This window comes from Bacillus hominis (assembly GCF_018332515.1).
GTDB classification, from domain to species: domain Bacteria; phylum Bacillota; class Bacilli; order Bacillales; family Bacillaceae_G; genus Bacillus_A; species Bacillus_A hominis.
On the sequence record NZ_BOQD01000090.1, the window covers coordinates 13,729 to 28,495 of the forward strand.

The 14,767-nt window shown below is 36.7% G+C and carries 18 protein-coding genes; 1 reads left to right on the forward strand and 17 read right to left on the reverse strand.

All coding sequences use genetic code 11. The annotated features are described in order from the left end of the window. The 9 genes from panC to KI356_RS10635 form a co-directional block, all read right to left on the reverse strand. Positions 1 to 849, reverse strand: a complete 849-nt coding sequence (gene panC / locus KI356_RS10595; RefSeq protein ID WP_002117725.1) for a pantoate--beta-alanine ligase — start codon at positions 847 to 849, stop codon at positions 1 to 3. Then, on the reverse strand, positions 849 to 1,685 hold the full coding sequence (gene panB, locus KI356_RS10600) for a 3-methyl-2-oxobutanoate hydroxymethyltransferase (protein ID WP_128281616.1): 837 nt from the start codon (positions 1,683 to 1,685) through the stop codon (positions 849 to 851). Before panB ends, panC begins: the two co-directional genes overlap by 1 nt. 342 nt (positions 1,686 to 2,027) lie before the next feature. Continuing rightward, the gene (locus KI356_RS10605; protein ID WP_212935394.1) at positions 2,028 to 3,008 is read right to left on the reverse strand and encodes a biotin--[acetyl-CoA-carboxylase] ligase; all 981 of its coding nucleotides are present in this window, start codon (positions 3,006 to 3,008) and stop codon (positions 2,028 to 2,030) included. Next, a complete protein-coding gene (locus KI356_RS10610; RefSeq protein WP_128281618.1) occupies positions 2,993 to 4,186 on the reverse strand; it encodes a CCA tRNA nucleotidyltransferase in 1,194 nt (397 codons plus the stop codon). Before KI356_RS10610 ends, KI356_RS10605 begins: the two co-directional genes overlap by 16 nt. Further along, positions 4,173 to 5,318: an N-acetyl-alpha-D-glucosaminyl L-malate synthase BshA gene (bshA, locus tag KI356_RS10615; protein WP_128281619.1), complete on the reverse strand. Its 1,146-nt coding sequence runs from the start codon at positions 5,316 to 5,318 to the stop codon at positions 4,173 to 4,175. Before bshA ends, KI356_RS10610 begins: the two co-directional genes overlap by 14 nt. Beyond that, a complete protein-coding gene (gene bshB1, locus KI356_RS10620; RefSeq protein WP_098267235.1) occupies positions 5,315 to 6,019 on the reverse strand; it encodes a bacillithiol biosynthesis deacetylase BshB1 in 705 nt (234 codons plus the stop codon). Before bshB1 ends, bshA begins: the two co-directional genes overlap by 4 nt. Positions 6,020 to 6,030: 11 nt before the next feature. Further along, positions 6,031 to 6,426 carry a methylglyoxal synthase gene (locus tag KI356_RS10625; protein WP_097902298.1) on the reverse strand — a complete coding sequence of 132 codons (396 nt, stop codon included), beginning with the start codon at positions 6,424 to 6,426 and terminating at the stop codon, positions 6,031 to 6,033. A 14-nt stretch (positions 6,427 to 6,440) separates the two neighbouring features. Beyond that, positions 6,441 to 7,241 carry a dihydrodipicolinate reductase gene (dapB, locus tag KI356_RS10630; protein WP_212935395.1) on the reverse strand — a complete coding sequence of 267 codons (801 nt, stop codon included), beginning with the start codon at positions 7,239 to 7,241 and terminating at the stop codon, positions 6,441 to 6,443. Beyond that, on the reverse strand, positions 7,241 to 7,582 hold the full coding sequence (locus KI356_RS10635) for a nucleotide pyrophosphohydrolase (protein WP_002108639.1): 342 nt from the start codon (positions 7,580 to 7,582) through the stop codon (positions 7,241 to 7,243). The genes dapB and KI356_RS10635 overlap by 1 nt, the downstream gene beginning before the upstream one ends. Before the next feature lie 272 nt (positions 7,583 to 7,854). Here KI356_RS10635 and KI356_RS10640 point away from each other — a divergent pair, with 272 nt between their 5' ends. After that, the gene (locus KI356_RS10640; RefSeq protein WP_212935396.1) at positions 7,855 to 8,736 is read left to right on the forward strand and encodes a YitT family protein; all 882 of its coding nucleotides are present in this window, start codon (positions 7,855 to 7,857) and stop codon (positions 8,734 to 8,736) included. 28 nt (positions 8,737 to 8,764) lie between these two features. Here the strand turns inward: KI356_RS10640 and KI356_RS10645 are convergent, their stop codons facing one another. The 8 genes from KI356_RS10645 to qcrA all read right to left on the reverse strand — a co-directional run bounded on the left by KI356_RS10645 (position 8,765) and on the right by qcrA (position 14,638). Further along, a complete protein-coding gene (locus tag KI356_RS10645) occupies positions 8,765 to 9,415 on the reverse strand; it encodes a uracil-DNA glycosylase (RefSeq protein ID WP_212935397.1) in 651 nt (216 codons plus the stop codon). 132 nt (positions 9,416 to 9,547) lie between these two features. After that, positions 9,548 to 10,228, reverse strand: coding sequence for a zinc metallopeptidase (locus KI356_RS10650; RefSeq protein ID WP_000499538.1), 681 nt, complete (start codon positions 10,226 to 10,228; stop codon positions 9,548 to 9,550). Positions 10,229 to 10,333: 105 nt separating this feature from the next. Continuing rightward, positions 10,334 to 11,119: a sporulation protein YpjB gene (ypjB, locus tag KI356_RS10655; RefSeq protein WP_212935398.1), complete on the reverse strand. Its 786-nt coding sequence runs from the start codon at positions 11,117 to 11,119 to the stop codon at positions 10,334 to 10,336. A gap of 107 nt (positions 11,120 to 11,226) precedes the next feature. Continuing rightward, positions 11,227 to 11,913, reverse strand: a complete 687-nt coding sequence (lit, locus tag KI356_RS10660) for a lipoprotein intramolecular transacylase Lit (RefSeq protein WP_128281623.1) — start codon at positions 11,911 to 11,913, stop codon at positions 11,227 to 11,229. A 25-nt stretch (positions 11,914 to 11,938) separates the two neighbouring features. After that, positions 11,939 to 12,529, reverse strand: a complete 591-nt coding sequence (gene lhaT, locus KI356_RS10665; RefSeq protein ID WP_141436214.1) for a lipoprotein heptaprenylglyceryl N-acetyltransferase LhaT — start codon at positions 12,527 to 12,529, stop codon at positions 11,939 to 11,941. A gap of 110 nt (positions 12,530 to 12,639) precedes the next feature. Continuing rightward, positions 12,640 to 13,407 (reverse strand): menaquinol-cytochrome c reductase cytochrome b/c subunit, encoded by a 768-nt coding sequence (gene qcrC, locus KI356_RS10670; protein WP_071770138.1) that lies wholly within the window; start codon positions 13,405 to 13,407, stop codon positions 12,640 to 12,642. Between the two features lie 43 nt (positions 13,408 to 13,450). Beyond that, positions 13,451 to 14,125, reverse strand: coding sequence for a menaquinol-cytochrome c reductase cytochrome b subunit (qcrB, locus tag KI356_RS10675; protein WP_000932700.1), 675 nt, complete (start codon positions 14,123 to 14,125; stop codon positions 13,451 to 13,453). Further along, positions 14,126 to 14,638: a menaquinol-cytochrome c reductase iron-sulfur subunit gene (qcrA, locus tag KI356_RS10680; protein WP_001290417.1), complete on the reverse strand. Its 513-nt coding sequence runs from the start codon at positions 14,636 to 14,638 to the stop codon at positions 14,126 to 14,128. It lies immediately after the preceding gene. Positions 14,639 to 14,767 lie beyond the last annotated feature (129 nt).

Genomic DNA, 14,767 nt, shown 5'->3' on the forward strand with positions numbered 1-14,767 from the left:
TTATTTCCCCATTAATGTTATATTGTCAATTAATCGTACATTTTCAAACTTAACTGCAATCGCTAAAATGATTCTTCCTTCAATTTTATCTATTGCTTTTAATGAAGGATATGCATATAAATCAGCATAATCTACAGTGCCTTTCGTATACTTCTCAATATGCTCTTTCACAAGATTCATAATGATTTCTGGATTACGTTCGCCTGCCTCAATTCGTTCTTTCGCTATACATAGACTGCCGTATAAATGAGGAGCCTCTTCACGTTCTTCTTGTAATAAATACACATTACGAGAACTTTTCGCTAATCCATCTTCTTCCCTTACAATATCAACTGGTACGATCGTAACTGGAATATTAAAATCCGTTACGAATCCTTCAATTACAGCTACTTGCTGTGCATCTTTCATACCGAAATAAGCACGCGTTGGCAATGTAATATTAAATAGTTTCATTAGTACAGTAGCAACACCAGCGAAATGACCAGGTCTTTGTTTGCCACATAATACGTCGGTACGCTTCACAACTTCTACTGTTGTCGTTTGTTCTGCTGGATACATCTCTTCTACACTCGGATAAAATAAATAATCCACACCATTTTCTTTTGCTACATTTTCATCTCTATCAATATCACGTGGATATCGATCTAAATCTTCATTTGGTCCAAATTGTAGTGGATTTACAAATACACTTAAAACTACAATTTCATTTTCTTCCCTTGCCTTACGCAATAAAGTAGCATGCCCTTCGTGTAAATACCCCATCGTTGGAACAAAACCGATACTGTTTCCACTTGTACGAAGTTCGTTTGTAATTTGCTGCATCTCTTGCACTGTAGTTATGATTTTCATTATTGTTTTCCTCCGTATAAGGCTAAGCATTCTTCCTCTTTCATTGTGAATGAATGTTTTTCTTCAGGAAATTGCCCTGTCTTTACTTCAGTAACGTATTGCGAAATCCCTCGCACAATCTCCTCTTGAACAGACGTATATTGCTTCACAAATTTCGGAACACGATTTACGCCGTACGAGATAAGATCATGGTATACAAGAACTTGCCCATCTACTTTTTTTCCTGCTCCAATTCCGATTGTAGGAATTGTTAACTGCTCTGAAATAAGTTCTGCTAATTGCATTGGCACACACTCTAACACAAGTGCTATCGCACCCGCTTCCTCACATTTCTTTGCATCTTCTATTAATTTTTTTGCACTTTCAGCATCTTTCCCTTGTACTTTATACCCACCTAGCACTCCTACAGATTGAGGAGTTAAACCTAAATGCGCCACAACGGGAATTCCTGCATTCGTTAAGTAGTGAATAGTCGATATAACTTCTCCAGCACCTTCTACCTTTAATGCATGTGCCCCGCTCTCTTGAACAATGCGACGTGCATTAACCATCGTATCTTGCAATGAAACATGATAAGACATAAATGGCATATCAGTTACAATAAACGTCTCTTTCGCTCCGCGGCGTACAGCTTTCGTATGATGAATCATATCCTCTACTGTTACTGGAACTGTTGAATCATACCCAAGTACAACCATTCCTAGAGAATCACCCACTAAAATCATATCGACTTTAGCTTCTTCTGCTAATTTAGCAGATGGATAATCATACGCCGTTAGCATTGTAATCGGCTCACCTTGCTCTTTCATTTTCAAAAAATCTGTTTTTGTTTTCAAAAACTACTCCTCCTTTATGCAGGAGAGAGGAGATGGCCGAAATCATATAAAAAACCCCTCTGGCCATAAAAGGGCAGAAGGGTTGTGTGTTAGTCGGCATTATTCATCCCTCTGTCCCAGTCCGGTATTGGATCAAGGCAGAATCCAAATTATTATTTTTTCATACTGCGTAAAATAATGGTGCAGTTCGCTTTGATACTGCCCATATTCGAACTAATTATAGCAAACTCTGAAAAGGAATTGCTACATTTTTTCGAAAAAATAATTTTATATTCCTATTACGGTATGTGAAATTTATTAGTATCTACATGACAAAAAGAAGCTCCAAAATAGGAACTTCTTTTACTTAATTTCTATATCAGCAGAATGAATGTGGTGCACTTGTCCTTGATGATCCTCAAGTAACAATACACCCTCCTCCGTAATCCCTTTTGCTAGCCCAGTAATAGCTTCCTTCATCGTTCGAGCTGTAATTTCTTTTCCGATACTTACTGCGTAACTTTCCCAAAGAATTTTAATAACAGAGAAGCCATTTTTTAAATACTCTTCATACAATTTCTCTAGTTGCAAGAAAATTTGTTGCATAAGTTCCGCACGAACAATCGGCTTACCCGATTCAATTGCTAATGAAGTTGCAATTTGCTGAATTTCCTCATCAAAATGTTCTTGTTTCTGATTTGCATTAATGCCAATTCCCATAATAACAGCATTAATTTTATCTGGATCAGCTTGCATCTCCGTTAATATACCGACAGCTTTTTTACCTTGAATTAAAATATCATTTGGCCATTTAATCCCTACATTTACACCGGTACATTTTTCAATTGCTTGTGCTACGCTAACAGCTGCTAATAAAGTAAGCTGTGGTGCATGATGAACTGGAATAGATGGACGCAAAATAATACTCATCCAAATTCCTGTTCCTTTTGGAGAATACCATTTTCTACTTAAACGTCCTCTACCTGCTATTTGTTCTTCTGCAACGACAATTGTTCCCTCTTCTGCGCCTTCATAAGCAAGTCTTGCTGCAATATGCTGAGTAGATTCAACCGATTCTTCAAAATAAACCGTTCTACCGATACGCTCTGTTTGTAATCCTAATTGAATCTCATTAGCAGTTACTTTATCTGGTTTACTAGCAATTCGATAACCTAAGCGGCGTACAGCTTCTAGTTCATATCCTTCATTACGAAGGTCCTCCATATGCTTCCATACAGCGGTTCTCGAACAACCGAGTTTGTCACTAAGTGTTTGACCAGATACAAATGCACCATCTGCTTCAGAAAAAACTTGTAATAACTGCTTTCTTATAGTAGATTGCATCTTTGTAGCCACTCCCTTATATTCTCTTTCTTATTAACTAAATCTCCTTGTACGATTGCTTCTTCAATATTTTGAAGCATTTCGGCAACCCACGGACCTGGCTTTTTATCTGCCCAGCTTAATAAATCATTACCAGTCACATTCATTTCTTGACGATTTTTTATCGGCAATGTATGAAATAGTGATTGTACTTGCTTAACAGACGCACTATTATAACTTTCTATTATCGCTTCATATACTCTTTCCGCCATCTCAGCGATGTGAAGTCCAGTTTTATAAAGAAGGATTGTATCCCACTCCTTCTCCTTTCTAGAACGAATTGCTAATAAAACCGCTACAATATCTTTAATCTTTTTATTCGAGAACTTCCATTGACGTAAAAAAACAGATGGATGCTCTTCCCCGATACAATATAAGAAAAATGCCCACACCTCAACGTCTGTTTCGAAAGAATCCCATTTATACTGCGTAGCTTTCAAGAGTCTTTCTTCTGACATTTGTAAATATGGCAGATGAGAAAATAGCTTCGTTTCTACTAACTCTTGAAGACCATTCACACAATATGTACCGGTCAACAATTTTTCAAATTCAACTGTAATTCTTTCAATCGCTATATGTTCGAGCAAATGCCCATACGTTTCAATTGCTTGTTTCGTCTTTATTTCCAAAGAGAAACCTAACGTGCTTACGAACCTAATACCACGCATCATTCGCAGGGCATCTTCTTGAAAACGGTCTGCAGCATCTCCAACCGTTGTAATTTCCTTCAGACGAATCGCTTCTTGCCCAGCAAATAAATCAACCATTTCGCCTTCCTCTGTCATTGCAATTGCATTCATCGTGAAATCACGTCGTTTTAAATCCTCTTCTAATGAACGGACAAATTGAACACTACTAGGTCTCCGAAAATCTTCATATTCGCTTTCTGTTCGAAAAGTAGTTACCTCATACGGTTCACCATTTTCTACAACAATTACAGTTCCATGCTCAAGACCAACCGGAACATGTCTTGGGAAAATAGCCATTACTTCTTCTGGTAAAGCAGATGTTGCAATATCGATATCTCCAATCGGTCTATCGATAATAAGATCGCGTACACTTCCACCAACGAAGTAAGCCTCATGTCCGTGCTGTTTTAATATCTCAATAATTGAACTAGCTTTTTTAAATCTTTCCATTCTTGTCATCCCTTAGTATGTCATAATAAATCGCCTCATACTGTGAAACGATTTTTTCCGAACGAAACTGCTCATATACAGATTTCATCGCTCGCTCTCCCATATTACGGTGAAGTTCTTCATTTTCTAGTAGTTGAATTGCTTGCTTAGCTATTCCATCTGTATCTCCAACTTCACATAAGTATCCTGTTTCACCATGTTGAATGACCTCTGGAATACCTCCAACCCTTGTGCCGATACAAGGTACGCCACATGCCATTGCTTCTAATAAAACAAGACCGAAACTTTCCTTTTCTGATAGAAGTAGCATTAGATCACTCATCGCAAGAAGCTCTGCAACATTATCTTGCTTTCCTAGGAATAAGACACGATCTTCAATATGTAAATTTTTCACTAACTGTAAAATCGTACAGAATTCTGGTCCATCCCCAACAAGAAGCAACTTTGCATCTACTTCTTTAACAATTTTGGCGAATGCATGAACCACATCCTGTACTCGCTTAACTTTTCGGAAATTCGAAATGTGAATGAGCACTTTTTCATTTTCCTGTATACCGTATTCTTTCTTTAGTTGATACATATCACGCTTAAAATATACTCGTTCATCAATAAAATTGTATACTGTCTGAATCTCTTTATCTGGTTTTACAAGCTCATGCGTTTCTTCAATTAACGAATGCGACACAGCAGTAACTACATCAGATTGTTCAATACCAAAGCGAATTAAATTATTTAACGAAGGGTCGGAACCTAACACAGTAATATCTGTTCCGTGTAAGGTTGTAACAATTTTAATACGCTCCCCAATCATTTGTTTTGCTAAATATGCACAAATAGCATGAGGAATCGCATAATGCACATGTAAAATATCAAGATTTTCTCTTTGAGCAACCTCTGCCATTTTACTCGCTAACGCTAAATCATATGGTGGATATTGAAATACAGAGTATTGATTTACCGTCACTTCATGAAAATAAATGTTTGGATACACTTTATTTAACCGAAATGGTAAACCCGATGTAATAAAATGAATTTCATGCCCGCGTTCCGCCAATTGCTTTCCTAACTCTGTTCCAACAACTCCAGAACCACCTACAGAAGGATAACATGTAATACCTATTTTCAATTTCATTTACATCCCCCTATTAAATCAGCATGTAATAAGACCGGTTTCTTACTCATAAATCCTTCGGCATACATTACTCCAACTTCTTTCCCAAACATCTTTTCACGAGCTACCACAGTTTCAACGTACCCTTCTGTTAACGGCGTCTTAACACCATCACTCCCTGTTGAAAACTGACTTTCATACGCTTCTAACGCTTCGACTTTTTTAGAAAGGTACTCACTAATATCTATACAAAAATTCGGTTTATGAAAACCATTAATCATATAATTATAAAAAGACTCTACACGATGCGGTGGAAACTCTGGCATATATTTACGGATTCCCGCTGAAAAAATGGCCTCTTCCACAAGCCTTGCACAATTCGCATGATCTGGATGGCGATCTTCATAATACGGTGCAAAAACTAATTTTGGTTTATATGTACGGATCACCTTTACAATTTCACGTATATATTCTTCTTTCATATACAAACCACGGTCCGGCATCGCTAAATTCAGTCTCGTCTTTACTCCCATTATACGAGCTGCAGCCATTGCTTCTTCTTTTCTCAACTCTATCGTTCCATTTGAAGAAAGATCAGCTTCTGTTAAATCACAAATACCTACTTCATACCCTTGCTTCGTATATTTAGCGATGGTACCCGCCATGCCGATTTCGACATCATCAGCATGAGCACCAAACGCTAATATATGTAATCCACTCATAATTGTTCCCCTCATTTTCTTAACTTGCGGTAATCTAAATCTCCTCGCTCTAATGCGTGCATTAACATTTCAGCACTTGCCATATTCGTTGCAAGTGGAATCGCATATACATCACACAAACGAAGCAACGCATTCACATCTGGTTCATGTGGTTGTGCTGTTAGTGGATCGCGGAAGAAAATCACCATATCCATATCATTTTTTGCAATCATTGCACCAATTTCTTGATCGCCCCCAAGAGGACCTGATTGATATCTTGTTACAACTAGACCAGTCGCTTCCATAATACGAAGTCCTGTCGTTCCGGTTGCAAATAATTCATGTTTTTCAAAAATTGGTTTATATGCGTATGCAAACGAAACCATATCGTTTTTCTTATTGTCATGTGCAATTAAGGCAATTTTCATCCGTTATTTCCCCTTTAGTCGATAATATTTTCTAAACCGTACACAAGATGATCGAGGTTCATTACTGTCTCAATTGATAGTTTTACACCTGACATAAATGATGCACGATTGAATGAATCATGACGAACCGTTAACATTTGTCCATCACCGCCAAACATTACTTCTTGGTGCGCAATAAGTCCTGGTAAACGTACACTATGAATGTGAATACCGTCTACATTCGCACCACGTGCTCCTTCTAATTGTTCCGTTTCATTAGGGTGTCCTTGCTCTTTTGGCACACGGTTTTGACGGATTAATTCTACTGTTTTTACAGCCGTACCAGATGGCGCGTCTAATTTTTGATCATGGTGTAATTCAATTACTTCAACATCTTGGAAGTACTTCGCTGCCATTTGTGAGAATTTCATCATTAGAACTGCACCAATTGCAAAGTTTGGAGCAATAATTGTTCCAACTTCTTTTTCTTTTGCATTTTCTGTTAATTGCTTTAGTTCTTCTTCAGTAAATCCAGTTGTACCAATAACAGATCGAAGTCCACGTTCAACTGCAAGTGTCACATGTTTCTTTCCAACTTCTGGTGTTGTTAAATCTAATAATACATCTGCTTCTACTTCATCTAAACAAGTATGTAAATCTGCGTAAACTGGTGTATCTAACATCGGCATACCAGATAAATCCGAAATCTTTTCTCCACCATGCTTATAGTCTACTGCTGCTACTAAATTGAAATGTTCTGTTCTTTCCATAAGAAGGACTGCTTCATGTCCCATACGTCCTCTTGGTCCAGCGATAATTACTTTAATTTCTTTCATTATTCTTTCTCTCCCTCATCAATACGTGTCCAGCGATCTTTATCGCGTGTATTAAATTTATTCATTACAATGTTATGCGCTGTTTCTAAATCAATATTTAAACTATTTGCCATACAAATCATAACAAATAATACATCTCCAAGCTCTTCTTCAATACTGCGTTCTTTTTCAGTTGTTTTCTTTGGTTTCTCACCATAATAATGGTTTACTTCCCTCGCAAGCTCTCCCATTTCTTCCGTTAAACGAGCCATCATTGCAAGCGGGCTGAAATAACCTTCTTTAAACTGACCAATATATGCATCTACTTCTTTCTGCATATCTTTCATCGTTTTTGCTTCCATATAATTCACCTCTAATCCTTCCTCTTTCATGTTAGCCAATTCATCGCGATTTGACAAATATTATTCCCCGCCAATCACCTATTTGCGACCCTTTTTTGGATAGACTATAATAAACTGAAGCTTCTTTTGCCGGTTTTTCCGCAAAAAATTAGCCCGAACCAACCAGGGTTCTACAGCTTTTACTATTTTCACTAGCAACCAGAAATTACTTACCATTATGTTTTACCGTTTCAGCGGAGCAATGCAATCTACATAATTAGGGGGATTTCTATATGAAAGCAAACTTAAAAATTCGAAATATCATTTTCATTTTAATTGGTTCCGCTATTTTCTCTTTCGGTATTGTAAATATCAATATTGAAAACCACCTTGCAGAGGGTGGCTTTACCGGTATTACGCTATTATTATATTTTCTATTTTCGCTTGACCCTTCCTATACAAACTTAATTTTAAATATTCCCATATTTTTTATCGGTTGGAAGTTACTTGGCCGAACCACTTTTTTATACACATTAATTGGTACATTTAGCGTCTCTTTATTCCTATGGGTGTTTCAGCGCTATGAAGTTCTCAACTTACATTTAAACTTGCAAAATGATATGACACTGGCTGCCTTATTCGCCGGAGCATTTATCGGTATCGGCCTTGGAATTATATTTAAATATGGCGGGACTACTGGCGGTGTTGATATTATCGCAAGGCTAGCTCACAAATATGTTGGCTGGAGTATGGGGAAAACGATGTTTATGTTTGATGCAGTCGTTATTGTCGTCTCTATTCTTACATATTTATCATACCGTGAAGGTATGTATACGTTAGTTGCTGTATTTATCGGTGCTAAGGTTATTGATTTTATGCAAGAAGGAGCTTATGCAGCAAAAGGAGCAACTATTATTTCTGATAAAAACGATGAAATTGCAGCAAAAATTTTATCCGAAATGGAGCGCGGAGCAACCTTTTTAAAAGCAGTTGGATCCTATACAAAAGTTGAACGAAATGTACTATATTGTGTTGTTGCAAAAAACGAAATCGTGAAGTTAAAAAATATCATTACTTCTGTAGACCCTCACGCCTTTGTTGCTGTAAGTGATGTACATGATGTCGTCGGCGAAGGATTTACATTAGATGAAAATAAAAATCCGTTACATAATTAAATTCAACTAGAAAAGCTCTTTAGCTTTTCTAGTTTTTTATTACATATCTTTTAAGTTTCTCCAAATCCTCATAAATGAGCTCCAATAAACTGCGATTATAAAAAATTGAAGCCGGATGAAAAGTTGGGAAAATGTGATATTCTTTTTCAGTCCATATAAACTCTGCCTGTTGTATATTCTTTAGCTTTTGGATCGGCTGCTTTAATAATTGTCCGTGAACATCTGTAATCTTTTTATTATTTCCGGCTAAACGCTTTAACGCAATATTACCAAGCGTCACGATAACTGGCGAATCCATATGTGCCAATTCATAATCTAACAACGGCGCATGGGCAAGTATCTCACTTTGATTCGGTGTTCTATTGTACTTCTTTTGTATTATTTCGCCGCTTCGCTCTCTTTTCTCTCTCCACTTATACGGTCTACTCCGAACCGCACTCGTAATATATACTTCTTCCCTTGTAATGTGAATACGTCCTAAAAACTCCATTAAATGTTTTCCAGCTTTCCCGCTAAACGGGATACCATTATGAATTTCTGTTTCACCAGGTGCTTCTCCAACAATGATTAATTTCGGATTTCTAGGACCCTGTCCACTTAAAAAACCTTCTAATTGGTACGTAGCACTACGCTCCTTCACTTTTTTAACTAAATAATCTGGATATTCTATTTCCGTCACCTTCTTTCATCATTCCATACTTATCTTTATTTTAACTAGTTCTATACCCATATTATCTCTATTATTTCCATTTGTAACATGTTATAAGATTCAATCCACAAAACAAAAAAAGACTATCATAATTGATAGTCTTTAATCGTCGCTACGCTGCATACCAGTATAAATTAATACGAGACGTAATAATTCAAATACTGCTACAGCAGCTGCTGCTACATATGTTAATGCTGCCGCATTTAATACTTTACGAGCTTGACCGTACTCATCTGTCGATACGATACCAAGTGCTTCAATTTGTTGCATTGCACGTTTTGATGCATCAAACTCCACTGGTAATGTAACAAGTTGGAAAATAACACCTGCTGCCATTAAAATAATTCCTAGTAACAACAAACCAGACATTTGTGCAAATACACCAATTAGGACAAAAACCCATGACATGTTTGAACCAAAATTAGCAACTGGCACTAACGAATGGCGTACACGCATGAAGTTATAATCTTTCGCATCTTGAATTGCGTGTCCTACTTCATGTGCTGCTACAGCTGTACCAGCAACTGAATGTCCATAATAGTTATCTGTTGATAATCGAACTGTTTTGGCAGTTGGATCGTAATGATCCGATAAATGACCTGGCGTTTCTTCTACAGCTACATTGTACAATCCATTTTCATCTAAAATTTTCCGAGCCACTTCCGCTCCTGTCATACCTGATGTTGAATAAACTTGTGAATACTTGCTATAGGCACTACGTACTTTTGACTGTGCATACAACGGTATGATCAAAATGATCGCGAAGTAAATTAAATAAAACATCATAAACCTCCATTGAAGTTTTAATTATAGTACTTCTCATTCTATTTTTTTCTTCCACCGTTGTCAATAAATAAACCTTACAATCCGTATCTTTATTTATACGCATTATCTATCTTTAGAATGCAAGCTACTTCTCCGCTTCTCTCTCTCACCTTTATACTTTCTCCATCCAACATACGTTAAAGTGAACAAAATAAGTCCTCCAGTAATTGTCATAAACCAAATGAGAGAGGGAGCAATCTCATCTTTTTTTACGGTATGAAATATTTTTTGCAAATCACCTTTAATAATCCCTAGTTGCATTTGCCCACCTTTCGTTTTTAACATAACATTACGAAATTCATCCAAATAAGATAAATGTGCATTTACACGCTGCGCTTCGTTTTCTGGCAGAGCAATCATTAAACTAGGATAAATAATATTAAATTCATTTAAAAATGTATTTAGCGTCTGTTGGAACTGTCCATCATCGTCTTTTTCCATCGCTTTTTCTACTTGAGAAAAAGCATCCATTATCTTTCTTTCTCTTTCCACCCAAAGTGGCTGATATTTAGATACTTGTGCATCAACAGCAAGTTGTAACGCTAACATATTATCCACTTTAACTTGCCTATCTAAATCTTCCGCGAGAGATTGTTTCGCCTTATCGTATGCCAAAGAAACGACTCTAATTTGTCCCGGAGTTACTTTTGAATTTTTTTCATTTTCCCTTGATAGAAACTGCTCTGAAAAATGGTGCAGTACTTGTATTGCCTTTTCATCTTCTTTTTTCTTCACTAACTGCAAAGAGTCATCTAGCAATCCAGTTAGTTCACTCCACTCTTCAGCATATATACGTACTGGAAACATTATAATTAGAAATGCTATCAGTCCAATTAATGTTCTCTTCATCCCGGTCCCCCCTATAACTACTAGTACAAAATATGTGGAATTGGACAAGAATAGAACATAACTAGGCTGAAAAATATATTATCGTTTTATAAACAAAAAAATTCTCTTTAAACAGAGAATTTTTCCTTTGAAATCTTTTTCTTTTTTACGAAATATCTATACATGCTGTAACAAAGTATACTACCACATAAAATGAATAACAAAATAGCACACGCAGCATGCATAAAGAATTCCTCTGGTAGCATTAATATAATCGGATCCGTTTCAATATCAAACATCCAATAATCATTACTGAATAAAAGCTTATGGAATAATACAAAACTCTTTTCAAAATTAATAGCAATTGGTAACATCAGTGCTATCGGAAGTATGATTGTTAGAATCGATCCGTGCAGTAAAAACTTTTCATTTTTTCTTTTTAATAAATAAACGCCGCCTATTACTGCAATCGTAATTGTCGTATACATCACATATTGAATCTTCACTAAAATATTTTTAACATCCACAAAATGAATACGACCATTTGTAGACATATCTAATGTAGGAAACTGTAATGCTCCGTCATAAAACGGAGATAAATATGTAATCAACACATCATAATTTCTCTTAATTTCACCCTTCGTCATATCTGCTAAATCTGGAATGTTTAAAAAATCAATTTCAAAATAATATAGCCATTTTCCGTATACAATTGCCACTGTTGCGAGTGCAAAAATAGAAAATGCTATGCTATATGAAACAACTAAAGTAATCAATCGATCCAATATGTTTATACCACTCTTATTTTTCTTCATTTTCTCCCCCTATATGTCCTCACTATCATAAAGAAAACTGTTTTCGGTTCTCACGTAAGCAATAATAATATGTGATACACAGTACAGCAATACTTAACCAAAACGTAAAATAACCAATTTTCTCTGCAAACAAATGCATAATTCCGTATCTCGGCATTTGCCAAAATAAATAATCAATTGCATCATTATGTAATGTCCATATACCTGCTACTACAAAATGCCATTTTTTTATGCGGTAAAACGGAGCATATAACACTCCCTGCACAGCCATTGCAAAATGCGATAGCATTAACATATATCCCATAAGACCAATAGGACCTTTTACATAAATCAAAACCCCATTTACAACAACAGCCCATATACCATATTTTATTAAAGTAACAATTGCCAGAGCCTCTATTAACCCCCAGTTTCTCTTTATTAAGAAACCAATTAAAACAAAGACAAAAAAGAGACTCGCCATAGGGCTATCTGGTACAAACGGCCAAAATATAGGTGAGGTTTCTTTTAATTGATTTCCATACCATATAAATCCGTAAATTGTACCTAATATGTTAACAATCAATAAAAATAATAGTACCGAACGTTGCCTTAACATTGCATACAAGTAAACCAAGCTGTCTGTCCAACACCTTTCATTCTTTCATCAAACTCTACTCTATTATATAGTAAACTTTCTGTCATCAAAATAAGAAGCTGACTACAAATTTTGTAGTCAGCTCTCTCTTACTTCTTATTATACTTCGCAACAAATTCCGAAAGTTTTTTCAGTTCTTCATCTGTTCCTTTAAATACACCTTTAGGCATTGCGCCTTTTCCATCTTTCGCAATTTTAGCGATTTCTTCTGGCTTTAAAGTTAAGTTTTGCAAAGCCGGTGCTGCTGCCCCGCCCTGTAGGTTGTCACCATGACATGTTAAACAAGTATTTTTTTGCATTAATTTATAACCATCATCATTTTTATCAACTGGTGCTGTTTTTACAATTGCTCCTTGTTTTTTTGCAGCTTCCCAGTCGTGGTGTGCTACAGATTCCCAAGTTAAAAAGATAATCGATGCAATTGCTAAAAGCATAAATCCAGTTGCTACTGGACGCTTAAATGGCGCTCTTTCTGGGCCTCGATCAAGAAATGGAGCTAACAGCAATGCTCCAAACGCAATCCCTGGCATAATAAATGCTCCAATTACAGTAAATGAGCCTGAAGCATAAGAATACTTTAATAACTGATACAAGAATAAGAAATACCAATCTGGAAGTGGTATATATCCTGCATCTGTAGGATCCGCCATTCTCTCAAGCGGTGACGGATGCGCCACTGTTAAACATAAATAACCGATTAAAAAAACTGCACCAACCATCCATTCTTTTAACAAGAAGTTCGGCCAAAATGCTTCTGTTTTTCCTGGGTATTCAGAATAGTCTTTTGGAATATTTGGTTTCCGAGCTACTGGTACCCGAGAATCTCCTACAAACTTCATCCCTTTGCCGCGGTGCATAATCTCCCTCCTTTAGTTCTTTCCCCTTTAATTTAGCAATCTCTTATAGTGGACCGGAAATACCTTGTTTGCGAATCATGATGAAGTGGAAGGCCATTAAACCTAGAAGTGCTGCTGGTAAGAAGAAGACATGAATAGCAAAGAAGCGAGTTAATGTTTGAGCGCCAACAATTTCGGAATGACCAGCGAGTAATGTTTTTATATAAGGACCAATGAGCGGCGTTTGCTCTGCGATTTGAATCCCTACTTTCGTAGCAAATAACGCTTTCATATCCCACGGTAATAAATATCCGGTAAAACCAAGACCTAACATAACAAAGAAAATAAGAACACCAACAATCCAGTTTAGCTCACGAGGCTTTTTATATGCACCTTGGAAGAAAACTCTGAGTGTATGTAAAAACATCATTACAATTACAAGACTAGCACCCCAGTGGTGCATACCACGAACAATTTGCCCATACGCAACTTCATTTTGTAAATAATAAACCGATTCCCAAGCATTTTTAATATCTGGCACATAATACATTGTCAAAAACATTCCAGACAAAATTTGAATTACAGTAACGAAAAAGGTAAGCCCTCCAAAGCAATAAACGAATGCAGAAAAGTGATGTGCCGGGTTTACATGTTCAGGTACTTCATGATCAGCGATATCGCGCCATATTGGTGTAATATCTAATCGTTCATCTACCCAATCATAAATTTTATTTAGCATCTACTTTGCACCCCCTCTTGGCTTCGCTTTTCCTAAATACAATGTTCCATCTTTCACTTTAGACTCGTACACATCAAGCGGAGCAAGGGGCGGTGTGCCTTTAATGTTAACCCCATCTTTTGTGTAACGCCCCCCGTGACACGGGCAAAAGAATTGATTCGGATGTGCTTTGTCTGAATTCCAGTTAACTGTACATCCTAAATGTTTACATACTGGAGAGAACGCTACAATGTCTCCGCTTTCATCTTTATGAACCCAAGCTGATTTTGGCTCGTCAGACTTGTACCAACCATCAACCTGCTTCACCTTAAAGTCGAAACGCTTCGGTTCTGTTGTAATATCCTTCACTTGTGCAACAGCAACCATATCCGTTCCTGCTTCTTTTCTTAACACCGGATCAAGCGCAAATCGCGTCATCGGCATTAAAATACCTGCTGCCATAAAGCCTCCTACCCCTGTAAGTGTGTAATTTAAAAACTGTCTTCTTGACACACGATGTTCCTTCTCGCTCACGAAAATTTCCCCCCTCTATCAGAAATTGTCCCCTCGTGAAAAATAATATAAAAAATAAAAACTAGGACACTATCATGATATAATACCCACATGCACAGGTCAATATCATACTACTCATAATAATAAGAA

Bases quoted from the DNA above. Each gene is read 5' to 3' on its own strand.
- panC (WP_002117725.1), bottom strand. From the start codon at position 849: ATGAAAATCATAACTACAGTGCAAGAGATGCAGCAAATTACAAACGAA.
- KI356_RS10605 (WP_212935394.1), bottom strand. From the start codon at position 3,008: ATGCAATCTACTATAAGAAAGCAGTTATTACAAGTTTTTTCTGAAGCA.
- KI356_RS10610 (WP_128281618.1), bottom strand. From the start codon at position 4,186: ATGGAAAGATTTAAAAAAGCTAGTTCAATTATTGAGATATTAAAACAG.
- bshA (WP_128281619.1), bottom strand. From the start codon at position 5,318: ATGAAATTGAAAATAGGTATTACATGTTATCCTTCTGTAGGTGGTTCT.
- bshB1 (WP_098267235.1), bottom strand. From the start codon at position 6,019: ATGAGTGGATTACATATATTAGCGTTTGGTGCTCATGCTGATGATGTC.
- KI356_RS10625 (WP_097902298.1), bottom strand. From the start codon at position 6,426: ATGAAAATTGCCTTAATTGCACATGACAATAAGAAAAACGATATGGTT.
- dapB (WP_212935395.1), bottom strand. From the start codon at position 7,241: ATGAAAGAAATTAAAGTAATTATCGCTGGACCAAGAGGACGTATGGGA.
- KI356_RS10635 (WP_002108639.1), bottom strand. From the start codon at position 7,582: ATGGAAGCAAAAACGATGAAAGATATGCAGAAAGAAGTAGATGCATAT.
- KI356_RS10640 (WP_212935396.1), top strand. From the start codon at position 7,855: ATGAAAGCAAACTTAAAAATTCGAAATATCATTTTCATTTTAATTGGT.
- KI356_RS10650 (WP_000499538.1), bottom strand. From the start codon at position 10,228: ATGTTTTATTTAATTTACTTCGCGATCATTTTGATCATACCGTTGTAT.
- ypjB (WP_212935398.1), bottom strand. From the start codon at position 11,119: ATGAAGAGAACATTAATTGGACTGATAGCATTTCTAATTATAATGTTT.
- lit (WP_128281623.1), bottom strand. From the start codon at position 11,913: ATGAAGAAAAATAAGAGTGGTATAAACATATTGGATCGATTGATTACT.
- qcrC (WP_071770138.1), bottom strand. From the start codon at position 13,407: ATGCACCGCGGCAAAGGGATGAAGTTTGTAGGAGATTCTCGGGTACCA.
- qcrB (WP_000932700.1), bottom strand. From the start codon at position 14,125: ATGCTAAATAAAATTTATGATTGGGTAGATGAACGATTAGATATTACA.